This is a genomic window from Pontibacter deserti (assembly GCF_023630255.1).
Lineage (GTDB): Bacteria > Bacteroidota > Bacteroidia > Cytophagales > Hymenobacteraceae > Pontibacter > Pontibacter deserti.
The window spans coordinates 203,172-226,200 of the sequence record NZ_JALPRS010000001.1; the positions used below are offsets into that span (position 1 = coordinate 203,172).

The 23,029-nt window shown below is 45.4% G+C and carries 20 protein-coding genes and 1 tRNA gene; 11 read left to right on the forward strand and 10 right to left on the reverse strand.

The window, feature by feature from the left end; all coding sequences use genetic code 11:
• Window positions 1–97 precede the first annotated feature (97 nt).
• The 8 genes from MJ612_RS00865 (at window position 98) to MJ612_RS00900 (ending at window position 9,913) form a co-directional block, all read left to right on the forward strand.
• Complete coding sequence (locus tag MJ612_RS00865; RefSeq protein WP_187028557.1) at window positions 98–706, forward strand: NuoI/complex I 23 kDa subunit family protein; 609 nt, start codon at window positions 98–100, stop codon at window positions 704–706.
• A gap of 29 nt (window positions 707–735) precedes the next feature.
• Window positions 736–1,248, forward strand: a complete 513-nt coding sequence (locus MJ612_RS00870; RefSeq protein ID WP_187028559.1) for an NADH-quinone oxidoreductase subunit J family protein — start codon at window positions 736–738, stop codon at window positions 1,246–1,248.
• A gap of 2 nt (window positions 1,249–1,250) precedes the next feature.
• Window positions 1,251–1,562, forward strand: a complete 312-nt coding sequence (nuoK, locus tag MJ612_RS00875; protein WP_222619593.1) for an NADH-quinone oxidoreductase subunit NuoK — start codon at window positions 1,251–1,253, stop codon at window positions 1,560–1,562.
• A gap of 1 nt (window position 1,563) precedes the next feature.
• Window positions 1,564–2,361, forward strand: coding sequence for a cation transporter (locus MJ612_RS00880; protein WP_187028560.1), 798 nt, complete (start codon window positions 1,564–1,566; stop codon window positions 2,359–2,361).
• 100 nt (window positions 2,362–2,461) lie between these two features.
• Window positions 2,462–4,642, forward strand: coding sequence for an NADH-quinone oxidoreductase subunit L (gene nuoL / locus MJ612_RS00885; RefSeq protein ID WP_250419004.1), 2,181 nt, complete (start codon window positions 2,462–2,464; stop codon window positions 4,640–4,642).
• A 109-nt stretch (window positions 4,643–4,751) separates the two neighbouring features.
• Window positions 4,752–6,497, forward strand: a complete 1,746-nt coding sequence (locus MJ612_RS00890) for a complex I subunit 4 family protein (protein ID WP_187028561.1) — start codon at window positions 4,752–4,754, stop codon at window positions 6,495–6,497.
• Entirely contained in the window at window positions 6,498–8,012 is a 1,515-nt protein-coding gene (locus MJ612_RS00895) for an NADH-quinone oxidoreductase subunit N (RefSeq protein ID WP_187028562.1), read from the forward strand.
• Window positions 8,013–8,020: 8 nt separating this feature from the next.
• On the forward strand, window positions 8,021–9,913 hold the full coding sequence (locus MJ612_RS00900) for an amidophosphoribosyltransferase (protein ID WP_187028563.1): 1,893 nt from the start codon (window positions 8,021–8,023) through the stop codon (window positions 9,911–9,913).
• 68 nt (window positions 9,914–9,981) lie between these two features.
• On the opposite strand, the gene MJ612_RS00905 is transcribed toward MJ612_RS00900, so the two are convergent.
• The 3 genes from MJ612_RS00905 to MJ612_RS00915 all read right to left on the reverse strand — a co-directional run bounded on the left by MJ612_RS00905 (window position 9,982) and on the right by MJ612_RS00915 (window position 13,172).
• Window positions 9,982–11,298, reverse strand: coding sequence for a toxin-antitoxin system YwqK family antitoxin (locus MJ612_RS00905; RefSeq protein ID WP_187028564.1), 1,317 nt, complete (start codon window positions 11,296–11,298; stop codon window positions 9,982–9,984).
• A gap of 31 nt (window positions 11,299–11,329) precedes the next feature.
• Entirely contained in the window at window positions 11,330–11,863 is a 534-nt protein-coding gene (locus MJ612_RS00910; RefSeq protein WP_187028565.1) for a HEAT repeat domain-containing protein, read from the reverse strand.
• 124 nt (window positions 11,864–11,987) lie between these two features.
• A complete protein-coding gene (locus tag MJ612_RS00915) occupies window positions 11,988–13,172 on the reverse strand; it encodes an acetyl-CoA C-acyltransferase (protein WP_187028566.1) in 1,185 nt (394 codons plus the stop codon).
• Window positions 13,173–13,522: 350 nt separating this feature from the next.
• Here MJ612_RS00915 and MJ612_RS00920 point away from each other — a divergent pair, with 350 nt between their 5' ends.
• Window positions 13,523–16,432, forward strand: a complete 2,910-nt coding sequence (locus MJ612_RS00920) for an alpha/beta hydrolase family protein (protein WP_187028567.1) — start codon at window positions 13,523–13,525, stop codon at window positions 16,430–16,432.
• A 175-nt stretch (window positions 16,433–16,607) separates the two neighbouring features.
• Window positions 16,608–17,123, forward strand: a complete 516-nt coding sequence (locus tag MJ612_RS00925; RefSeq protein WP_187028568.1) for a hypothetical protein — start codon at window positions 16,608–16,610, stop codon at window positions 17,121–17,123.
• 74 nt (window positions 17,124–17,197) lie between these two features.
• Here the strand turns inward: MJ612_RS00925 and MJ612_RS00930 are convergent, their stop codons facing one another.
• The 7 genes from MJ612_RS00930 to MJ612_RS00960 all read right to left on the reverse strand — a co-directional run bounded on the left by MJ612_RS00930 (window position 17,198) and on the right by MJ612_RS00960 (window position 22,616).
• Complete coding sequence (locus MJ612_RS00930; RefSeq protein WP_187028569.1) at window positions 17,198–17,803, reverse strand: hypothetical protein; 606 nt, start codon at window positions 17,801–17,803, stop codon at window positions 17,198–17,200.
• A 237-nt stretch (window positions 17,804–18,040) separates the two neighbouring features.
• A complete protein-coding gene (locus MJ612_RS00935; RefSeq protein ID WP_187028570.1) occupies window positions 18,041–18,490 on the reverse strand; it encodes a PaaI family thioesterase in 450 nt (149 codons plus the stop codon).
• Between the two features lie 163 nt (window positions 18,491–18,653).
• Window positions 18,654–19,289, reverse strand: a complete 636-nt coding sequence (locus tag MJ612_RS00940) for an HD domain-containing protein (RefSeq protein ID WP_187028571.1) — start codon at window positions 19,287–19,289, stop codon at window positions 18,654–18,656.
• A gap of 170 nt (window positions 19,290–19,459) precedes the next feature.
• Window positions 19,460–19,975 (reverse strand): acyl-CoA thioesterase, encoded by a 516-nt coding sequence (locus tag MJ612_RS00945; protein ID WP_187028572.1) that lies wholly within the window; start codon window positions 19,973–19,975, stop codon window positions 19,460–19,462.
• Between the two features lie 51 nt (window positions 19,976–20,026).
• Window positions 20,027–20,626, reverse strand: a complete 600-nt coding sequence (locus MJ612_RS00950; RefSeq protein ID WP_187028573.1) for a TetR/AcrR family transcriptional regulator — start codon at window positions 20,624–20,626, stop codon at window positions 20,027–20,029.
• Window positions 20,627–20,715: 89 nt separating this feature from the next.
• Window positions 20,716–21,648: an aerotolerance protein gene (locus MJ612_RS00955; RefSeq protein ID WP_187028574.1), complete on the reverse strand. Its 933-nt coding sequence runs from the start codon at window positions 21,646–21,648 to the stop codon at window positions 20,716–20,718.
• Window positions 21,645–22,616 carry a VWA domain-containing protein gene (locus MJ612_RS00960; RefSeq protein ID WP_187028575.1) on the reverse strand — a complete coding sequence of 324 codons (972 nt, stop codon included), beginning with the start codon at window positions 22,614–22,616 and terminating at the stop codon, window positions 21,645–21,647. The genes MJ612_RS00955 and MJ612_RS00960 overlap by 4 nt, the downstream gene beginning before the upstream one ends.
• Before the next feature lie 317 nt (window positions 22,617–22,933).
• On the opposite strand from MJ612_RS00960, the gene MJ612_RS00965 reads away from it, so the two are divergent.
• Window positions 22,934–23,020, forward strand: a tRNA-Ser gene (locus tag MJ612_RS00965).
• The last annotated feature ends 9 nt before the right edge of the window (window positions 23,021–23,029 follow it).

The window sequence follows — 23,029 nt, forward strand, 5'->3', positions numbered from 1 at the left end:
AATTCTATAGAGATCTCTCCTGACGGCGAGATGACAGAACAATAAAAAATTCCCCTCCTCGGAGGGGTTAGGGGTGGGTTAACACTCCATAAAGATTATGGAAAGCAAAACCATAAAACATAAATCCGGATTCTGGGACGTGGTGAAGTCGCTGGTGAGTGGCCTGCGCCTGACGTGGAAGCACTTTGTGCGTGCCAAGAACCGCCGTACCCCGGAGTATGTAACCGATAAAAACTATTTTAACCAACCCGATGGACTGGTAACGCTGAAGTACCCTTACGAGGCCATACCTGTACCTGACAACGGCCGCTACCGCCTGCACAACGAAATAGATGACTGCATCGTCTGTGACCTATGCGCTAAAATTTGCCCGGTAAACTGCATAACCATAGAGTCTGTAAAAGCAACTGAAGAGATTGGCGTAACCTCTGATGGCACAAAGAAACGCCTGTATGCACCGGTATTCGATATTGATATGGCCAAGTGCTGCTACTGCGGCCTTTGCACCACTGTCTGTCCAACCGACTGCCTGACCATGACCCCAGTGTACGATTTCGCGGAAGTAGACATCAAAAACATGATCTACCACTTCACTGATCTAAGCCCGGAGCAGGCTGAAGAGAAAAAGCTACTACTGGCAAAGCAGCAGGAAGAAATGGCCGCAGCAAAAGCAGCAGCGTTGGCAGCCAAAAAGCAACAAGGCTAACTGATTACTGTTAACTGATAACTGAAAAAATGCTTTTCTACATCTTCGCCATACTTGCCATAGTTTCGGGAGCTTACATGGTGCTGACGCGCAACCTGCTGTATGCGGGTTTTTCGCTGCTCATTACGCTACTAAGTATTGCTGGCATTTACGTACTGCTTTTCGCTGATTTTATAGCTGTTACCCAACTGATGGTGTATGTGGGCGGGGTGCTGGTGCTTATACTTTTCGGTATCATGCTGAGCAGCCGTGTACACGACAAATCAGTACTGTCGGAGAATGTGAACACAGTATGGGGGACGTTGATAGCCGGACTTATAGTTGTTGGCCTAAGTTATTCTATACTTAAAGCTAATATCAGCTCACTGCCCTGGTTACAGACAACAGAGTTAAATGTATTGGGTGACCAGAAAAGCACAGTGCAAACTATAGGTATAAAACTTATGACGGATTTTGTATTGCCTTTCGAAATCGCTTCGTTGCTGTTGCTGATTGCCCTGATGGGAGCCGCCTACATTGCCACCGACAAACAGAAAGTATAGCTATGGCACATATTCCATTAGAACATATTTTACTTCTGAGCGCTGTACTTTTCAGCCTGGGCATATTGGCTGTTATTACCAAACGCCACGCGGTGGTAGTGCTGATGGGCATTGAGCTGATATTTAATGCTGCAAACTTAAACCTTGTTGCCTTCAGCCGTCATGATCCTCAATTGTTGCAGGGGCAGCTTTTCTCGCTGTTTGTTATAGTTGTAGCCGCCGCCGAAGCTGCCGTTGCCTTAGCCATTGTGCTGCGCGTGTACCAGCACTTCAAAACTGCCAACTTAAATGAGATTGCCACAGTAGAGAACTAGTATGGTAAACAAGTCGACCTTTAGGGTTTCTAAAATGGATTGTCCTTCTGAAGAACAGATGATCCGGATGAAACTGGAAGGCGATAAAAGTATAAAGCAGCTGGATTTCGATATCCCGAACAGACTATTAACAGTTTACCATAGCGGAGGAACTGCAACTATAGCAGGTGCTATCAACGAGCTAAACCTCAATTCTACATTACTTTCCACTGAGCAAACCGAAGCTACGCCTACAACATTACAGCCTACAGCCGATAGAAAATTGCTCTGGATAGTGCTGCTTATCAACTCTGGCTTTTTTCTGCTGGAGATCGTCACCGGGTTTATTTCTAAGTCGATGGGTTTGGTGGCCGATTCGCTGGATATGCTGGCGGATGCTTTTGTGTATGGTTTGGCCTTGTTTGCAGTAGGTGGAGCCGTGAGACGGAAAAAAAGTATAGCCAGAATAAGTGGGTTTCTTCAGCTTGGGCTTGCCGTGTTAGGCTTTTTTGAAGTAATCCGAAGGTTTCTGGGGTACGAAGAAGTGCCTGTTTTTCAGACCATGATCATTATTTCTTTCTTGGCGCTGATAGGAAATGCTACCTCTTTATACATCCTCCAGAAGTCCGGAAGCAAGGAGGCGCATATGCAGGCTAGCGTGATTTTTACATCTAACGACGTGATCGCAAATATTGGTGTAATTATAGCCGGCTCACTGGTATACTTTACAAACGATAACTTACCAGACTTACTTATTGGTGCAATTGTGTTTCTGTTGGTTGCTAGAGGAGCTTTCCGTATCCTGAAGCTGGCTAACTAAAGAATTAGTGTTTTCTTATATATAGAGTTGAAGATTGGCTATTAATAGAAACACTTTCTGCTTAACTTTGGCGACAGAATCTACATAAGAAAGTATAAACTTGGAGCTTACCGAACTACTGAAGCCGCTGGCTGGCACGCCCCAAACCACTACCGCGTTGGTAGTGCTGCTGTTGCCGCTACTGGCTTTTTTTGTGCTGTTCTGTTTTGGTAAGCGTTTGCCTCGTCGTGGCGACTGGCTGGCGATCGGTATCTCGGCTATCACTTTTGCGCTTTCGGTTTACCTTTTCACCCAAACCTGGAACACCGCTACTTTTCACACGCGTACCACCTGGTTTAGCCTGCCCTCAAGTATAGTTTCTGATTTTACAGCCGGAATTCTGCTGGATAACCTGACCGTGCTGATGCTGGTGATCGTGACCTTCATCTCCACGCTGGTGCAGTTATTCTCGGTAGGCTACATGCACGGCGACACAGGCTACCACCGCTACTTTGCTTACCTGGGGTTGTTTACGTTCAGCATGCTAGGTATTGTGCTGGTAGATAACCTGTTGCTGCTGTTTATTTTCTGGGAATTAGTGGGTTTTTCATCGTACCTGCTTATCGGTTTCTGGTTTGAGCGGCCGGCAGCTGTGGCCGCTAACAAAAAAGCCTTCCTGGTGAACAGGGTAGGGGATATTGGGTTGTTGCTTGGCCTGTTTGCCTTTTATACTTACTTCCGCACTTTCGACCTGGAAACGCTTCGTACACTCATAAGTGCCGGCAACTGGTCAGACAATAGCTTTATACTTGACTATACTTTAAACGGGGAGCTGTGGCAACTGGAGCTAAGTTCGCTGCTGCTTACTTTAGCCGGATTAGGTTTGTTTATGGGGTGTGTGGGTAAGTCGGCGCAGTTTCCGCTGCAGATCTGGTTACCGGACGCCATGCAGGGCCCAACGCCGGTTTCGTCGCTGATACATGCGGCAACCATGGTCGCAGCAGGTGTATACTTGCTGGCTCGCTGTTATGCTCTTTTCACCCCGGATACGCTCACGGTTATAGCTATCGTTGGTGCCATTACCGCATTGCTAGGTGCTATTGCAGCCCTCACGCAATACGACATAAAAGCAGTTCTGGCCTTTTCTACCATCTCTCAGTTGGGATATATGGTAATGGGTATGGGCACAGGGGCACACGATGCGTCACTTTTCCACCTGACGACGCACGCATTCTTTAAGGCTGCTTTGTTCCTCAATGCTGGTATCATCATCCATGCCATGCACCGTGCGTTGTATCATGTACATCAACCTGCCACAAGTATAGATCCTCAGGATATCCGCAACATGGGTGGCCTACGCAAGGCCATGCCAATTACATTTTATACTTACTTGCTGGCGGCTGCAGCTTTGGTTGGTTTGCCATTGTTTTCTGGTTTCCTTTCGAAGGATGCTATACTTTCAGGAAGCTGGGCCTGGGCACAAACCATGAGCGCGAACGGCAACAACTTATACTTTGTAGTTCCGGTAATCGGCTTTACAGTGGTGCTGCTCACGGCTTTTTACATGGCCCGCCACATGTGGTTCATGTTTTTCGGTAGCTTCCGTTTGCCTTTTAATATACAGCAGGTGCGCCTTTCCGCTGAAAGGGAAAATGAGCGCGTAATGGTTTTGCCGGTGGTCTTGCTGGCCATACTTTCGCTGGGAATTTTCTTCTCGCTTAACCCATTAAGCTTCAGTAATAGCTGGGTGATGAACGGGATCAGCCTAAAAGCTACAACTGATGGCGCTCTACTGGCAGACGAGCTTTTGCAGGCAGTAACAGCGCAGGACGAGGCCAATCATACAGCACATTTGGTTATTGGTATACTTTCCGCTGTGTTGGGTGTGGCTGGTATAGGACTGGCTATCAGCAAGTATAAAAACAGAACCAGCGAAGCCCTGCTACATGCGCAGCCGAAGGGTTTGTCAAGCAGAGTTTCTTACAACCATTTTTACCTGGATAACTTCTTCAATACCACATTTGTAAAGCCAGCACTCTGGACAGCTACCACACTTTACCGCGTAGATAAGCGCATCATAGATTATAGCCTGAACTATGGCAGCAAGTGGTTGGTCGTGATTTCGAAGATAGTTGGCTGGTTTGACAGGTTAGTGGTAGATGGATTGGTATGGCTGGTAGGAGCGCTTTCGAAAGTGTTCGGTATGCTGGGCCGCAACCTGCAGAATGGCAAAGTGCAGAGCTATTATGCGTACTCGCTTTTCGGATTTATTTTGATAATACTATATATCGTGCTGTTTTAAAGTATCTTTGAGTTGAAAATGTGGAGATAAACCGACATGATCTTAATGCTTGTCAGCCCAAAGCAACTAAAGTAAAAACTCGTAACTCATAACTCAGAATTCGTAACTCTTGACTGATTTTATACTTAGTAGCCTTATTTTTTCACCATTGTTAGCAGCGTTTGTGTTGTTGCTGATGCCTGCGCGCATGCAAAAGCCTATGAAAGCAATAGCTTTAGGTGGGGCGTTGGTGCAGATGGTGCTGGCTATACTTCTATACTTCCGGTTTGATGGTGCCGCCACGGCCAACGGACAACAAGGCTACCAGTTTGTAGAGAAACTAGACTGGATCGGCTTTTCGTTGGGTAGCCTGGGCCGTTTCCAGATCGAGTATTTTGTAGGGGTGGATGGCATCAGTATCAGCATGGTGCTGCTCACGGGTATCATCGGTGTTATCGGCGTTATCTCCTCCTGGACCATCAAAAAGAACATTAAAGGCTATTTCCTGCTGTACCTGTTGCTGCTTACGAGCGTAATGGGCTGTTTTCTGGCGCTGGATTTCTTCCTGTTCTACCTGTTTTTCGAGTTCATGCTCCTGCCGATGTACTTCCTGATTGGTATCTGGGGTGGGCCGAAACGCGAATATGCTGCCATTAAGTTCTTCATTTATACCTTAGTAGGTTCGCTTTTCATCCTGATCGTGATGATCGGGCTTTATACTTCGGTGATAGACCCGGCGGCGACAGCTGCGCAGTTGGATATGTTGCAGCAGGATGGTACTAATCCGAATGTGATCCTGCAGGTACAGCAACTATTGCAGCAAAATGCCATTAGTAGTGCCGACATCGTGCGTACGTTCAGCATTCCGGCCATGATGGATCCTGCCAACTTTATACCTGGTAGTTTACTGCATGTGCTGTCTGGTACAGTGCTGTGGGATCTGCCCATTCGCTTTATCGCCTTTCTGTTACTGTTTGCCGGTTTTGCTATTAAAGTGCCATCTGTGCCGGTGCATACCTGGTTACCAGATGCGCACGTTGAAGCGCCAACGCCCATCTCTGTTCTACTGGCAGCTATACTTCTGAAAGTAGGTGGCTATGGTTTAATAAGAATTGTGTACCCGATCTTCCCTGATGCAGGTGCTTATTTTGCCGTGCTGGTTGGTGGTCTGGGTGTACTTTCCATTATTTATGGTGCACTTTGCGCGCTGGCCATGAACGACCTGAAAAAGCTGATCGCTTACTCATCTGTGTCGCATATGGGTTTTGTGCTGCTGGGGCTGGCTTCGCTTACTTCCGAAGGTGTGAACGGTGCTATCTACATGATGTTCAGCCATGGCATTATTTCGGCGATGCTTTTCCTGGTGGTAGGCGTTATCTACGACCGCGCCCACGACCGTATGATTCTGAATTTCCGAGGCCTTGCCAAGCGCATGCCGGCTTATACTACGTTTGTAGTGATCGCCTTTTTTGCTTCGTTGGGTTTGCCTGGTTTCTCTGGTTTTATAGCAGAATTGCTGGTGCTGGTAGGAGGTTTTAGCTCTCCTGATATCACAGGTTTGCTACCACGCTGGCTGACAATTGTGGCTGTTTTCGGGTTGTTGTTGGCTGCGGCTTATTACCTGTGGGCTTTGCAAAGAATGTTCTTCGGGAAATACTGGATCTTCCCGGAGCTGCGCGAAAAAGCTTCCATGTCTGACCTGAACGCACGTGAATACCTGATGTTGGTACCGCTGGCTATACTTGCCTTGCTGTTCGGTATTTTTCCGCACCTGCTACTGGATAAGATCGGAATGGCGGCGCAGGGTTTTACCGAACTGGTGCTCCAAAATGGGCAGGAACAGCTTAATATGGTGTTGTCTACGATCATTAAGTAAGTGAAAGAGCAAGCCACCAACCTTAGCCAGTCGATTGACGCCATTTTAGCCGGGGCAGGTTCGCTGTTGCCGGAGTTGCTGCTGGCCGGTTTCTTCCTGCTGCTCGTTACGTTCGACCTGTTCAAGTCTAAAACTATAAAACAGCTGCTGCCGTGGCTGGCTCTTACCGCTCTTTTCTCTGCTTTTATACTTCAGATCTTAGGAGGCTATACTTCGGGTGGCGTGCAGTTCCTGAACCTGTTGCGCTCTGATGGGCTGGCACGGTACAGCGGAATCCTGTTCAGTGCAGCAGGTATCTTTACCATCCTTCTCTCACTTCAAAGCAGATCACTTGAGAAGCTGAAAGAAGGCAAAGGCGAATATTATGCCCTTATCCTGATGCTGGTGCTGGGCCTGAACCTGATGGCAAAGTCCATTAACCTGTTGATGGTTTTCCTGGCTATCGAAGTTGTTTCTATAGCTTCCTATATCCTGACATTAACTTTAAAACAGGAAAAACGTGCGGTGGAGGCAGGCCTGAAGTATATTCTGTATGGTACTTTGTCGGCGGGTGTGATGCTATATGGCATGTCGTTTTTCTATGGCTTTACCGGCTCGCTCAACTACACCGAAGGCTCTTTCTGGCAGGCGCTTTTGCAGGCTGATTACCTGCTGGTAACGATAGTAGCTATACTTGTATTTGCCGGGTTCTTTTTTAAAATATCTGCGACTCCTTTCCATTTTTGGGTGCCAGATGTGTACCAGGGAGCGCCTATGCCTATCGTTGCCTTGTTCTCTACAGGGCCAAAAATGGCAGGCATCATTGTTATACTTCGCTTCGTTGCTGCCTTTTCCGACCCGGCTGTAGCAAGTTATTTTGATGATATTCTTTGGTTCCTGGGTATTGCAGCGCTGGCAACGTTAATCATCGGTAACTTTACCGCACTCTGGCAAAATACGCCGCGCCGACTGATGGCTTATTCGTCGGTTTCGCATGCAGGTTTTCTGCTGATGGCACTGCTGGCTTTTGGTACCAACTATACTTCGAGCGTACTCTTTTACCTGACGGTGCTGCTGTTCATGAGCTATGGTGTTTTCCTTTTCCTGCAGCTATCCGAAGAGAACTTTGGGATTACAAAGCTGGAGCATTTTACTGGATTAGGACATAAACTGCCTTACCTGGGTGCCATGGCTTTGCTATACTTGCTGTCGCTTACGGGGCTTCCGCCGCTGGCTGGTTTTATGGGCAAGCTACTTATTTTTAGCAATGTCTGGGAGGCCTATTCTTCTTCCAATCAAACCATGCTGCTTATACTTTTGGTGGCGGGTGTGCTGCTTACGGGCGTGGCACTGTTTTATTATATCAGGATTCCGTACTACCTTTTCCTGAAAAGGAATTTAACTGAAGAAAAATTAGTTATTTCACTGTCGAATAAGCTGCTGCTGGCGTTTTTTGCGGTGCCGCTGCTGGTCCTGTTCTTTAAACCTGACCTGTTGCTGCTCTGGATCGAGAAACTGCTGGCTCAAGCATTTTAACAGCAAACATGAGCGATTCAATAAAACACGAATGCGGTATTGCCCTGATCAGGCTCCGAAAACCAATTGAGTATTACGTTGAGAAGTATGGTACGCCCATGTACGGCGTTAACAAGTTGTTCCTGCTTATGCAGAAACAACATAACCGAGGCCAGGACGGGGCAGGCGTTGCCAGTATAAAAATTGACGCCGGTCCGGGCATGGAGTACATCAGCCGTTTCCGTTCTGTTAAGACCCGTGCTATAGACAGCATTTTCGGGAAGATCGGAAAAGAGTTTAAAGAGCTGAAGGAAAAACATCCGGAAAAAGCGGAAGACACGAACTGGGTTTGGCAGAACCTGCCTTTCCTGGGTGATGTATACCTGGGCCACCTGCGTTACGGTACGCACGGCGTAAACAGCGTAGACAACTGCCACCCAATGGTGCGCGAAAACAACTGGCGTAGCCGCAGCCTTGCTGTTGCCGGTAACTTTAACATGACCAACGTAGACGAGCAGTTCCAGAAACTGATCGAGTTGGGCCAGCACCCAAAACAAAAATCCGACACCATTACCGTTTTAGAAAAGATCGGCCATTTCCTGGACGAAGAGAACCAAGAGCTATTCGAATCTTATAAAAATGAGTTTACCAATAAAGAAATAACCAGCCTGATAGAAGAGAACCTTGATCTGGAGCGTGTGTTAAAGCGTGCCGCTAAGGACTTTGACGGTGGTTACGCCATGGCTGGCCTGACTGGTTACGGTGCTTCGTTTGTCGTCCGCGACCCGAACGGTATCCGCCCCGCTTATTATTACATTGATGATGAAGTGGTGGTGATCGCTTCAGAAAAGCCTGCTATCAAGACGGCTTTTGATGTGGATTATGCGGCAATTAAAGAGATTACTCCGGGCCACGCGCTTATAGTGGATAAAGAGGGCAACCCATCGCTGAGAGAGATACTGGAGCCACGCGAGAAATTATCGTGCAGCTTCGAGCGTATCTACTTCTCTCGTGGTAACGACCCGGAGATCTACGAAGAGCGAAAGAACATGGGCAAGCGCCTGTGCAAGCAGATACTGGAAGCCGTTAACTACGACCTGAAAAATACTGTTTTCTCCTACATCCCGAACACAGCTGAAACTTCGTGGCTGGGGATGATGAAAGGGATTGAAGATTACCTGCGCAGCTACCGCAAACAAGCTATACTTAACCAACAGCTTTCTGAAGAGCAACTCGATGAGATTCTGCAATTTAAGCCGCGTGCCGAGAAGCTGGTGATTAAGGACGTAAAGCTGCGTACTTTTATTACCGACGATAACAACCGCGATGACCTGGTTACGCACGTGTACGACACGACTTACGAAGTGGTGAAGAAAGGTGTGGATACCTTGGTAGTGCTGGATGACTCTATTGTTCGTGGTACGACGCTGGAGAAGTCTATCATCAAAATGCTGGACAAGCTGGAGCCGAAAAAGATCATCATTGTGTCTTGTGCACCACAGATCCGTTACCCGGATTGCTATGGTATAGACATGAGCCGAGTGAAGGAGTTCGTAGCTTTCCGTGCTATGCTGGAGTTACTGAAAGATCGTGGCTTATACTTTAAAATAGATGAAGTATACGACAAGTGCGTCGCTGCAGAAGGTACAGAAGCTTTCAAAGAAACCAACTTTGTAAAAGAGCTTTTCGATTTATTTACGCATGACGAGATCTCAGCCAAAGTATCGGAAATTGTAAAAGCGCCGGAAGTAAAAGCAGAAGTACAGGTAATTTACCAAACCATTAACGACCTGCACCTGGCCTGCCCGAACCACAAAGGCGACTGGTACTTTACCGGTAACTATCCAACCCCAGGCGGTACACGTGTAGTAAACCGTGCCTTCATGAACTTTGTAGAGAAAAAAGCTGTGAGAGCTTACTAAGCTAAACTATAGATCAATAAAAAAGCACTGCCTTATAAGCAGTGCTTTTTTATTGATAGCTATACTTGTTATTTTTCTTCTACCACCTTGCCGTCTTTGTAAACTATAGTTTTTACTACTTTGCCTCCTTCGTTGTAGTATTTCCAGGTGGTTACTTTCTTGTTGTTGATGTGCTTGCCAACAATCTCTGTTTTGCCACTCTCGAAATACTGTTTATAAGGTCCGTACTTCAGTCCGTCTTTATGGTTGGTTTCAGACTTTACTTTGCCTGATGGATAATACTCGTAGCTGATACCCATGATCTTGCCAGCATCATAGGTAGCTTTTGATTTTACCTGTCCGTTTTCATGATAAGCCAATCTTTCGCCTGTTAGTTTACCTTTCTCATACGTCTCGCTGGTGCTCACCTTTTTGCCGGGTTCATCAAAATACGTTTTCCAGTTGCCGTGGGGGAGCTTGTCTTTAAATTGTTCTTCGGCTTTCACGTTGCCGCTTGGGTAGTAGCTTGTGGTTTTGCTGTCAGCACCGTTGTTGCTGAAGTTGCCTTCTTCGCGCAGAGTACCATCTTCGTAAAAGAACTGCGTCTGGCCGTTTGGTTCACCGTTTTTATAGTTTATCAGGCTGCGTACTTTCCCATTCTGGTAGTATGCTTTGCTTGGGCCATGCATTTTGCCTGCTACAAATCCGCCTTCGGTACTCAGCTTGCCATTCGGGAAGTAACTCTTGAAAGTACCCTGCCGCTGGCCGGCCACGTTATTGACTTCCTGCTGCAGTTGCCCATCCTGGTAATAGGTTTTATAAGAACCTTCCAGCATGCCACCACGGTAAGTCGCATCGCTCTCCAACTGGCCATTTGGGTAGTAGGTTTTGGCAGGGCCGCTTTGCTGGCTGTTTTTATAGTATATCTCAGATTTTACCTTGCCATCGGGGTAATATTCTTTTACCAATCCTTCTGGAAATCCCTTTACAAAAGTAGTCTCCTTGCGGATCTTGCCGTCGTCGTAAAAGGTCTTGAACAGGTTGCTTTGCTGGTCGTTTTCGTAGCTGCCTTCCTGCATCAATCTACCGTCCGGGTGGAATGCCTGGAAAGGACCGTGCTTTACATCCAGCTTATAAGTTACCTTAATTTTAGGCTTGCCATTTTGGTAAAACTCCGTGAACACGCTGTCCTTTTTCCCTTCCACAAATTTGGCAAATGCCTCTCGCTCGCCGCCAGGGTAGAAGCGAACATAATTCCCAACTATACTGGAGTCGGGCTTCATAAAGTATACTTCTTTTATAGTGGTGCGGCTTTCGTCGTGGTAGGTAATCACTTTTTTGGTCTGCCCCACAGCAACTGTACTTACCAGCGATAAGGTAAACAGCAATGAAAATAATTTATACATAAGTATAGAATGCAATGATGGAAGTATAAGTTTATACTTTCTTTTTAATGATCTCTTTAGCTACCAGCTTCATAAACGGGTCAGCATCTTTTAAATAGCTTTTAGCAAACTCAGCTGCCTTGGCATGGTTCACTTTATCCAGGCTCATCAGCGCCCTTCTGATAACATAATTGTCTTTGTCGCGGTTGATCAGGTTCACCAGCAATTGCTCCCTGTCTTCCACTTCCGAATTGCCAAGTAGTTCAGCTATCTGCCACCTTGCCTGCGGTTGATCTGAATTGATCACCTTTTTCACGAACCTCAGTTTAGACTCCAGCTTCTCATCTACTTTCTGAAGTATAGTTCCGGATTCGTTATCTATAGCCAGCGCGTAAACCAGTAACTGGGCCAAGTCATGGTTAAATTCTTTGTTCAGCTCTTCCAATGCTTCGGTTGCCGCTTTATGCAATTCCTCCCAGCCTGGGTATTCAGCTTCCCATTCCCCTAAACCACGTTCTTCGTTATAAGTAGCAGGCGTCATGTTAGCCCAATCCCAGAACTTAGCTAATTCAGTTTCTAACGACATTCGTTTCTTTCGTATTGATAAACACTAAAAGTATAGAAAACAGTTTAATGTATGGCTAAGGTATAAAAAAGAAGCCTTACGTTTTAACGTAAGGCTTCCTGCAAAATGTATGCCTTAGGGCATGTTATACTTTCTCGATAACCAGGGCAGATGCGCCACCGCCACCATTACAGATACCGGTTACACCTATTTTACCGCCTTTTTTATTCAGTACGTTGCAAAGTGTAGTTACAATACGCGCACCTGAGGCACCCAGCGGGTGACCAAGTGATACCGCACCACCAAACACGTTTACTTTACCACCTTCTAAGCCTAACTTCTGGTTGTTAGCGATAGATACTACCGAGAACGCTTCGTTGATCTCGTAGAAATCTACTTCTTCAGGAGTAACGCCAGCATTTTTAAGTGCTTTAGGTATAGCCAGGGCTGGAGTAGTTGTAAACCAGATCGGATCCTGCTCCGCATCAGCAAAACCACGAATCTTTGCGATCGGCTTTACGCCCAGCTCTTCCGCTTTTTCTTTGCTCATCAAAAGTACAGCGGCAGCACCATCGTTCAGGGTAGAGGCGTTGGCAGCAGTTACTGTACCAGCTTTGTCAAACACAGGCTTCAGGCCAGGTATTTTATCAAAGCTTACTTTTCTGTACTCTTCGTCTTCTGTAACCAGGATCGGGTCTTTGCCACGCTGTGGTACTTCAACCGGTACGATCTCATCTTTCAGTAAGCCAGCTTCTGCAGCAGCAGCTACTTTCTTATAAGAGTTAATAGCGTATTCATCCTGCATCTCACGGGTGATCTTCATTTCACGAGCAGTGTTCTCGGCAGCGCTACCCATATGGAAATCGTTGTACACATCCCACAGACCATCTTTTATCAGACCATCTGCCATCTGTACGTTACCCATTTTAGCACCCCAACGAGCTTTGTCAACATAATATGGTACGTTGCTCATGCTCTCCATACCACCAGCCACGATCACATCTTTATGACCCAGCATGATAGCCTGCGAAGCATACATAATAGCTTTTGTACCTGATGCACATACTTTGTTGATGGTAGTACACTCTACATTGTAACCAAGACCAGCCTTAACAGCAGCCTGGCGCGCAGGAGCCTGGCCTAAGTTTGCAGACAGTACGTTACCCATGATAACTTCCTGCACCTGCTCTTTATCTACACCGGCTCTTTCCAGTGCACCTTTAATAGCTATAGCACCCAGTTCAGTGGCAGACAGGCTTGACAAAGCGCCGCCAAAGCTGCCGATTGGTGTGCGGACAGCTGAAATGATATATACTTCTTTAGTTTGCATGAATTTGTAAGGATTTAATTGGTACTGTGAAATTATCAGGATTTATACTTAAAACCAAACGAACGTTAGGCTGGATGGATTGTTAAATTGCTAAATTGTTGATTGTTATTTCTTAAGTAAGTAGTAATTCCGCATAGCGTGTGCAGCTCCTACGAGCGTTTTAACTCCCGAACTCTCTAACTCCTAAACTCTTTAACTGGCAACTTTATTTTATCCTTTAAAAAGGTAAACTATAAACCAACTATGGTTTTAGCTATAACTTGACCAAGGTTTTAAACCTTTTGAGGTTTTGCCTATCTTTAGATACGAACAACTGATCAACAATAACTAACCAACCTATTTTACCCAGGATGAAGAAACTTTTATACCTGGCTGTACTCTGTAGTGCCGGCTTTTACCAGGCTCAGGCACAACAGCAAACAGCAAAAAAGCCCCTTACCCACGACGTTTACGACAGTTGGAAGGGCGTAGATGGAGAGAAGATCTCCAACAATGGCAAGTATGTACTTTTTAACGTGAACCCACAGGAAGGCGATGGCGAACTCCTGATCCGGGACATGGTAACCAACAAGCTGACCAGCTACCCGCGCGGCACTAAAGCTTCTTTTACCAACGACAGCCGTTATGCTGTTTTTCAGGTTAAGCCGGAGTACCAGAAAGTGCGCCAACTGAAACTGAAAAAGAAAAAAGCCGACGACCTGCCAAAAGACTCGCTGGCGATTGTGATGCTGGAAAGTATGAATGTGGTAAAAATGCCGCGTGTAAAGTCTTTCCAGCTACCGAAGGATGGTAACCACTTTGTAGCTTATCACCTTGAAAAAGAACTGCCTGCTAAAAAAGATGCCAAAAAAGCTGAGACCACTCCGGCAGCCACAGAAGAAAAGAAAGCGGAAGCTGCCAAACCGGCTGTAGCTAAAAAAGCACCTAAAAAGAACAAAAAGTATAACGGCACCGAACTGGTACTGCGCAACCTGCAAAGTGGTCAGGAAAAGCGCTTCGACAGAGTAATAGATTATACTTTCTCGGAGAAGGGCAACATGCTATACTTTATAAAAGATGAGCTGGACTCGCTGCATAAAGCTGGTGTGTTTGCTGTAAGCACTGCCGACCTGAAGGTAATGCCGATCGATACAGGTAAGGTATCTTACAAAAACATAACACCAGATAAAGCAGGAGAACAGCTGGCATTTGTGGCTACCAACGATACGCTGGAAGCCGAGATCCGCTACTTTGCCCTGCACCACTGGACCAGAAAGGATAATCACAAAATTATACTTGCCGATACAGCCCGCGCCGGTATGCCAAAAGCCTGGATGGTGAGCGAGCATGGCAAGCTGAATTTCTCAGAAGACGGCAAGCGCCTGTTCTTTGGCACGTTCCCGCGCCCAACCCGCTACGAAAAAGACACTACGCAGCTGGAAGAAGACAAAGTAAGTCTCGATATCTGGACTTACAAAGATCCGTTGATACAGCCGATGCAGCTCAAGAACAAAGACCGCGATCTGAAGCAGTCTTTCCTGGCGATGTATGATTTTAAAGGAAAGCGCATGCAGCAGCTGGCTACCCTGGAGATTCCGGATGTATACCTGGATGCTTATGGCGAAGGAGATGTGGCGCTTGGTGTGAGTGATGAGAAGTATAAAATGACCATCGGCTATGATACGCCTACTAAAAAGGATGCTTACCTGATCGACCTGAAAAAAGGAACACGCAAGCAGGTGCTGAACGAAACACGCGGTTATCCAAGATTATCACCTAAGGGTAACTATGTGTACTGGTACGAACCAACCGACAGCAGCTGGCACACACTGGCTACAAAAGGTGGCAAAAACCTGAACCTCACAAAGAAGCTAGGCGTGGCATTTTATGACGAATCGAATGATGTACCGGCGCTACCAAGCTCTTATGACTTTGCTGGCTGGGTAGAAAACGACAGCTACCTGCTTGTATATGATAAGTATGATATCTGGAAACTGGACCCAACCGGAAAGAAAGCCCCTTTAAACCTGACCGACAAGTATGGCCGCCAGAACAAGCTGAGCTTCCGATATGAAATGCTGGATGAGGAAGAGAAGTTTATACCTGAAAATGCTACGCTATACTTAAGCGCTTTCAATAACAAAGACAAGTCAGGTGGATATTTTCGTGATTATGTAAGCAAAGAAGTGCAGCCGGAGAAATTGGTAATGTCGCCGAACAGCTATGTACGCTTGCGCAAAGCTAAGAATGAAAATCGCTTTATGTTCCGCAAAGGCTCGTTCCAGGAGTTCCCGGATCTGTATACTACAACAACCACTTTTGATAAACCAACGCAGCTGAGCAATGCCAATCCGCAGATGAAGGATTACCTGTGGGGTACGGTAGAACTGGTAAACTGGAAATCAACAGACGGAATCCCATTAGAAGGCTTGCTTTATAAGCCTGAGAATTTTGATCCAAATAAGAAGTACCCGATGATCGCTTATTTCTATGAGCGCTCTTCTGATGAACTGCATGCGCACAAAACACCTGCGCCAAGTGCATCAACGGTAAATATATCTTACTATGTGAGTAACGGTTACTTGGTATTTGTACCGGACATTGTTTACAAAAACGGTTATCCGGGCGAGAGCGCGATGGACTGTATTATACCTGGTGTGCAGAAACTGGTGATGCAGGGTTTTGTGGATGAGAAAAACATGGCATTGCAGGGCCAGAGCTGGGGTGGTTACCAGATCGCTTACATGGTTACTAAAACCAACCTGTTTAAAGCTGCTATGGCCGGTGCTCCGGTTTCTAACATGACAAGTGCTTATGGTGGTATCCGTTGGGGTACAGGCCTGAGCCGCCAGTTCCAGTACGAGAAAACCCAAAGCCGCATTGGTGGCACACTTTGGGAAAAGCCGATGCAGTTTATTGAGAACTCGCCGCTGTTCTTTGCTGACCGTGTAGAAACACCGCTACTGATCATGCACAACGATCAGGATGGAGCAGTTCCGTGGTACCAAGGTATAGAGTACTTTATGGCCCTGCGCAGATTAAATAAACCGGTTTGGATGCTGGTATACAACGGAGAAGATCATAACCTGATGCAGCGTAAGAACCGCAAAGATCTGTCGGTGCGTATGTCGCAGTTCTTTGACTATTACCTGAAAGGTGCCCCAATGCCAATCTGGATGAAGAAGGGTGTTCCGACTATCTTAAAAGGTAAAGACTATGGTTTTGAGTTGGAGCCGCAGCCACAACCTGAGCCGGAAGTTGCCAGTGAAGTAAATCAGTAATTTATACATAGTGAATTGTAAAAAGGGGAGCAGGTATTAACCTGCTCCCCTTTTTATTAAAACTACTATCACCCTCAAAAAGAGATAGCTTACCAATAATTTAGTATAACTATAATAATTAATTTTTGATTTATACTTATTTTTGCTGCTCCTCAAACTCTTTCAAAGTAAAACTATGGACAATACTGCATTGGTCGATTCTGGCCTGATACTGCTTGCTCTAATTGGCGGGTGGTTCTATTCCGATTTCCTGTACCGTACAAGAGAAACAGCTTTTAAGAGGCTGCCGCTTTTCCTGATGGTTTTTGCCGGTTTCTGGTGCTTGTTTAACTGGTTGGGCCATACCATTGCTGTGCTTATATTTAACATTAAAACCATGCAGGTCGGTACCTTTGTATATAGTTACCATTTTTATTCGCTGCTTTTAATGGGTATAGCATTTGCCATTTTCAGTGGCTACCAGTTAAACCAGATCCGCTTGCTGAGCAGGGGAGAAAAAGTATACAGGCAACTAAAGCAGGTCAGTTTTCTGATCATGGCATTAAGCCTGCCTATTTTTCCGCTTAACCCGATAGGTCTGCTCCCGGTTATTTCATCCATACTTATACTTGTTACAGCTGCCGCAACCCGTAAACAATGGAAGCGGGCAAGAACAGAACTGATAAAAGTAGAACAGGTGGTGCCTGCTTAATTATCAATTAGTTAAATAAAAAAGAGAGCCTTATTTGTGGCTCTCTTTTTTATTTAAGGCTATGACTTACTAAATTATTTGCCTTGATTCGCTACTTTAATGGCACCACAGGCAACAGGAAGTGTAGGCCAGTATTCGCCATCAACCGTCATCCCATGTAGTACTATTACATTGTTCTGTAATGGAAGTATGCCTGCAGATACTGTAAAAGTTTGTGTGTAGTTAACACTGCCATCCGGTGCTGTTGGGAATGGTGCTAAATCGAGAAGTACGGGGCCATAAAATGGTACTCCTTCACCTAGTTCTACTAATCCATCGCCATCTGTATCAGCAGACATTGGCGGACATACCGCATTTCTGTTATCATCTGTAAAACCATGCATGTGTTGCGGGTGTACCATGCCTGGTTCTAAACCGGTTGCCATTATATGCACAGTCAGTTGGTTTCCTTCCAGCGTTAATGTGGCTGTACCGTTTACACCAGAATCATTTAAAGACATTATGTTGGCAGTGTAAGTTTGAGTCAGGTTATAAGACTTACTTCGGTGTGCATCCTGTGCGTTATCTGCCTGTAACTTATTGGCATCCGGCGATACATTTGAATCATCGCATGCACTGAAACTTAAAAGGAGGGCAAAGAGTGCCACATAACCGGTTGTGTTCTTGATAAAGTTTTTCATAGGTATATATTTTTTAAATGCGACATACCTACGGGGCAGATTTACCCAATTTTATAAAGGAGAGCTGAAAAGCGGGTGAACAGCAGCTTAGAAGGTGGGAGAGGACACAATTAACTTGTAAACGAAAAATCCAGTCTTAAAACTTCAGAATTTAGAGGGCAAAATAGCAGACTAACATGGAGATTTAAGGTTAGTTACCAGCTTCACCAACTTTAAAATTTCTAACTTATAAACTTTCTAACTAAGCCCCTCTCCATAACCGTGCAGGCTGCTGAGCGGCTGGTTAGTCTTCATGAACTGGCCAGTGCCAAAAGCTACTTCTTTGCCTTTATCATTATAGAGTGTGGCTTCCGCTACAAACAAGTTCTTGCCTATAGTTCTTACTTTGCCTATCGCTTTTAAAGTGCCGCCAGTTACAGGTCTTACAATGTTTATCTGAAAAGAGGAAGTAACTATAAACACATCCTGTACCACAGAGGCGACAGCAAAATAAGCGGCATCATCCAATAATTTAAAGTATAAAGCACCATGTATAGCATTGGCTCCATGGTTATACTTTGCCTGCACCGGCAACGTGATCTCGGCCAATTGATGCTGAACTTTTAGTTCGCTGCCATCTATAAATTGCTGTATGTTGGCGCTGTGGTATAGTTTCTCCAGCAGGTGGTAATGTGTTGTCGCTTCCATAGTCTATACTTCTGAGTTGCAAGTATACGATCGGTGACTTGTACTACCAATAAAATTTCCGAGATAGAGAACTGTGCCTGACGGAGATTGAAAACAGAAAGGCGCTGATAAATATTACCAACGCCCGCTGCAATCACCTGTTTGTTGTAAATTTTTTTATGCTTTATGCCATTGCATTTCGTGAGGCCATGCGTGCCAGTACATTAGTAGTGGAAATGCCAGCTTTTTCCATTTTCTCAACAGCTTGTTCCTGTATAAGATCTTTTAACTGATCAAGGCAGGAATCAAAACCAGTGTGGTCGCCCATGCGAAATACATTTTCCTGCTCTACCTCAAGCCAGGTAGCAATATCAGCGTGGTTGTGCTGCAGGCGAACTTCCAGTTTATCCAGTGCATTGGCTACTTTAGCTTCGTAAGTAGCTTTGGCTTCAAACTCATGCCATAGTTCGTAAACATGCTGACCTATACCAATACCTAACTTTTCGCGCAGGCTTTCAATAGCAGTTAATTCTTTCTGTAGTTTTATTGCCTTAGCTTCTTCCGTCATTACCTGGAAAGCCGGTACATCACCTGCTTCTATCTCTACCAGGTCATGGACCAGAATCATTTTAAGCATATGGGCAGTATCTACTTCTTCATCTAAGTATGGCTCCAGCAACACAGCCATTAAAGCCATTCGCCAGGTATGTTCAGCCACACTTTCCTGACGTCCATCTGATAGCCAGCTGTGGCGCAATTCAGATTTCAGGCGTTCCGCCAACGTAATTACTTCCAGAATGCTCTTAAGTTCCTTTTTCATGTTGAGTTGTGGCTAAGGCCTTACAATCAGCGGGTTATTGCAAAGTATAAGGCAGTGTTTGCAGGTTCGGTTACTGTATTATGATTCTGCTATATAAGTAAGAGCCATATTCAGTACTGATGGTTGCAAGCTTATAATTTTTTTGTGAAAAAAGATACGCTACACTAAAATTAGGCTGTAATGTCAGCAGTGACTAGCTGTCTTAATTCCTTTACCCGCTCTTCAAACATCAACGGATCTCTGCCTTCGCCAAGTATAGCTGCCTTCTTAAAGAGGTCCATCAATTCGTCTTCATGCTGCGCCTTTTTACCTTGTTTTATATCCACGTAGCTAAAGCGCATCCATATTACTGACTTGATGCGTTCATTTTTCTTATCAAGCATCAGAGCTTCCATCATAATATCGCTTTCAGTGAACCAGCGCAGGCAGGTGCGTATGGTAACAGTTTCCATCAGTTTTGCCTCACGCAGAAAAGCCATCTGGCTTGTTGCTACCACCCATGCCTTACCTGCAGTTTGCATATGGCGGTAAATATCAAGGTTATAGTTATCGCGAAGCTGGTCTTCACGGGCATTCAGAAAATAATCTGTATAGCGGCCATTGTTCAGGTGACCAAACGGGTCACAATCTTCAAAGCGGATAAGAGTAGTACTCTCTAAGTACTTAGGAAATGTAGTTTCGTTCATAGTTATGAATTTTAAAAAAAGACCGATTGGTTTATTTGTAGTTAAAAAATTTTAATTTTTCATCTCCTGTATCATATGGTGCAGCTGCTTTAATACCGTGTGCAGGTAGTGTGGCTTACCATATGCTTTTGATACCATAACGCCGCCTTCAATCATGCTGATGAAAAGAATTGAAAATTGTTCGGCGTTCACTGTAGTTTTAAATTCTCCCTGCTGTATACCTTGCTGTACTATACCTTCCAGGGAGCGGTGCATTTTGTTCAGTACTTTTACTACACTGGCACGCAGTAAAGGGTTAGTGTCATCAGCTTCAACAGAGGTGTTCAAAACCGGGCATCCACCAGTTATAGGCGGTGATATGATATATTTTTTATAAAAGTCAAGTAAGGCTTCGAGTTTGGCTGTAGCAGTAAAATGAGCTTTTATAGTTTGGGAAAGTAACTGAAGTATAATAGCTGAGGCATGCTTGAAAGCGGCAAGTGCAATTTCCTCTTTGCTCTCAAAGTGACCATAGATGCCACCTTTCGTAAGTCCGGTCGCTGCCATTATATCCTGTAAGGAAGTACCCGCATAACCGCGCTGATTAAACAGGTGTGCTGCCTGTTCAATAATATACTGTCGGGTGCGTTCGGCTTTAGTTATTGCTACCATATACAAGAGTACGACAAAATAAACCAATCGGTTTGTGGATTCCAAATTTTATCCGTTAGTCTAGAAATTTAAAGTATAACCTGGATCTGCTACCAGTCTGGTTTGCTTTTATCTTTCTTTCTGATGGCCTTTTTAGGGAGTTGTTGCAGGTATTGGAGTTCTGCATCGCGCATGGCATTAAGCAGCACGCGTGCTTTTTCGGCACTGATTTTTACTTGTTGGCGTTCGGCCTGTGTCTGGGCATGGCTGTCATCTGCAGCTGCATTTTCTGTGCTTCCGCGCTTGTTTTGCTGGTCAGGATCGAACTGGTTATTTAGTTGCTGCCCTTCGATGTTGCCTTTTTCGTTGCCGGCTGCCTGTTCCTTATCTTTCTGCTGAGACTGGTTGCCTTTACCGCCCTGGTTTTGTTCCTGGCCCGCCGGGTCTGGCTGTGGCTGGTCTATTTCTTCTTCGTTGGTGCCGTTTGCATCAGGTTTCTGCTTCGGCTGTGGTTCCTGCTCCTCATCCGAAGAAGGCGGCATTTGTTCGTCTAATTCTTCGTTATGCGGTGTTTCAGGTTCCTGTTTTGGCTGTTCTGCTTTTTCAGGATGAAGTATAAGGTACTTTTTCAGTAACTCGTAATTGTAGCGGGCTACTTCATTTTCGGGGTTGGCTATGAGTGCGTTTCTATAAAGAGCTAATGCATGCGCATATTTTTTCCCGTCAGCAGCAATGTTACCCAACTGTAAATTTACAATAGAGCGGATATGGTCGGATGCGTGGTCGGCGAGCAGGCGGTATTGGTTCTGGGCTTCGGTCATCAGACCCGCTTTAAAATAAGCGTGCGCAAGATTCAAACTCAACTGATCATCCTGTACCTCCAGATCTTCCAGTAAGTACTCGTACGCTGTAATTGCTTCTGCATATTTTTCCTGTTCATAGGCTTTTGCTGCGCGGTCTGCATAGTCATTTATCCGGGATATGGTCTTTAGGCCTGCCCCCGGTATACTCAGGAAAAGAAGTATAGCTATCCAGGTTTTCAAATCCGAACGATCTTTATAGTTAACAAAGCATCCAGCAGGATCAGGACAAGCGCCAGCGCCAGCGGGTAAACATACTTATTGGCGGTTACATCTATCGTTTTACTCTCGCGCAGTTCGCCTTCTATATTATTAATGGCACTCACCAGTTTGCTGATCTCGCTAATGCGGTCATTTACTTCAAAGTACTGTCCGTTGGTGAGTTCAGCCAGCTTTACCAGTGGCTCAGGTTGTAACTTTGTAATTACAACATTGCCGTCGTTGTCGTGTTTAAACCCATTGCCCTGTGGTATGCGGCTGCCCTCTGTGGTGCCAACACCCAGGGTAAATACCCGAATGTTCTGTTCCCGGAGCTGCTCAGCCAATTGTTCTACATCATCACCAAAGTCTTCTCCATCGCTGATGAGTACAAGTACACGCGCCTTTTGTTCTGCAGCAGGGCTATTCCCCAACTGTCCGAACTTATCAAGAGCCAGTTTCAGTACAGGTTCGTAATCAGTTCCGGTGTTTGGTAGCAGGCGTGTATAAAGCGTGCGGGTGTAAAGTTGCAGAGCATTCTGGTCGTAAGTTAATGGGCTTTGTATGTAAGCATCGTCCCCAAACACAATTAACCCGATACGATCAGAATTAAATCTTGTGATAAGTCGCTCAACTTCTTGTTTGGTTTTCTCGAGGCGTGATGGCTGCACATCTGTTGCGTTCATAGACGCCGAAAGGTCAATGGCTATATAAAGATCCTTGCCTATTGTTTTGATCTCTTTTTTCATGGCCCCGAAAGATGGACCAAGTATAGCAATAACTATTAGTATAAGGTAGAGGTGGCGCAGTACAAATTTTACCCAAACACCATGCGGCCGCTGCCCGAAAAATTCTGCTACGCGCTTTACACGCCACAGGTAGCCGATGTAGAGCCCTAAAAAGAGCACACCGAACAAGATCTCGAGCAGGGTGATGGTTTGATACCAGGTCATAGATAACTTAAAGAGCAGCTTGTACTTTATATTTTACCTGAAAGTATAGCCTAGCCAGTTACAAAGATAATAATTAAAGCAGCCCTTGGCTATGTGATTTTAGCTCCTGAAACACGTAGCCTGAAAATTTTTATAGTTATATATAAAAAAGTTTTGGAATAGGAGTGTGAGCAGTGGATTTAGTATCAATAACTTAAGGTAGTTTACTGCTATTAATTGAAAAAAAAGCAATAAAAAGGTGGCTGAAATTTAGCAGGAGCTATTGCGCCATCATAAAGTTTTTGTAAGTTTGCATACTCTTTAGCAGAAAGAGGCCCGGAGGGGTGGGTGAGTGGCTGAAACCAGCAGTTTGCTAAACTGCCGTACTGGTAACGGTACCGGGGGTTCGAATCCCCCCTCCTCCGCAAGCGAAA

Excerpts from the sequence above, each read along its gene's own strand:
- MJ612_RS00865 (WP_187028557.1), top strand. The coding sequence starts at position 98 with ATGGAAAGCAAAACCATAAAACATAAATCCGGATTCTGGGACGTGGTG.
- MJ612_RS00870 (WP_187028559.1), top strand. The coding sequence starts at position 736 with ATGCTTTTCTACATCTTCGCCATACTTGCCATAGTTTCGGGAGCTTAC.
- nuoK (WP_222619593.1), top strand. The coding sequence starts at position 1,251 with ATGGCACATATTCCATTAGAACATATTTTACTTCTGAGCGCTGTACTT.
- MJ612_RS00880 (WP_187028560.1), top strand. The coding sequence starts at position 1,564 with ATGGTAAACAAGTCGACCTTTAGGGTTTCTAAAATGGATTGTCCTTCT.
- MJ612_RS00900 (WP_187028563.1), top strand. The coding sequence starts at position 8,021 with ATGAGCGATTCAATAAAACACGAATGCGGTATTGCCCTGATCAGGCTC.
- MJ612_RS00905 (WP_187028564.1), bottom strand. The coding sequence starts at position 11,298 with ATGTATAAATTATTTTCATTGCTGTTTACCTTATCGCTGGTAAGTACA.
- MJ612_RS00910 (WP_187028565.1), bottom strand. The coding sequence starts at position 11,863 with ATGTCGTTAGAAACTGAATTAGCTAAGTTCTGGGATTGGGCTAACATG.
- MJ612_RS00915 (WP_187028566.1), bottom strand. The coding sequence starts at position 13,172 with ATGCAAACTAAAGAAGTATATATCATTTCAGCTGTCCGCACACCAATC.
- MJ612_RS00920 (WP_187028567.1), top strand. The coding sequence starts at position 13,523 with ATGAAGAAACTTTTATACCTGGCTGTACTCTGTAGTGCCGGCTTTTAC.
- MJ612_RS00925 (WP_187028568.1), top strand. The coding sequence starts at position 16,608 with ATGGACAATACTGCATTGGTCGATTCTGGCCTGATACTGCTTGCTCTA.
- MJ612_RS00930 (WP_187028569.1), bottom strand. The coding sequence starts at position 17,803 with ATGAAAAACTTTATCAAGAACACAACCGGTTATGTGGCACTCTTTGCC.
- MJ612_RS00935 (WP_187028570.1), bottom strand. The coding sequence starts at position 18,490 with ATGGAAGCGACAACACATTACCACCTGCTGGAGAAACTATACCACAGC.
- MJ612_RS00940 (WP_187028571.1), bottom strand. The coding sequence starts at position 19,289 with ATGAAAAAGGAACTTAAGAGCATTCTGGAAGTAATTACGTTGGCGGAA.
- MJ612_RS00945 (WP_187028572.1), bottom strand. The coding sequence starts at position 19,975 with ATGAACGAAACTACATTTCCTAAGTACTTAGAGAGTACTACTCTTATC.
- MJ612_RS00950 (WP_187028573.1), bottom strand. The coding sequence starts at position 20,626 with ATGGTAGCAATAACTAAAGCCGAACGCACCCGACAGTATATTATTGAA.
- MJ612_RS00960 (WP_187028575.1), bottom strand. The coding sequence starts at position 22,616 with ATGACCTGGTATCAAACCATCACCCTGCTCGAGATCTTGTTCGGTGTG.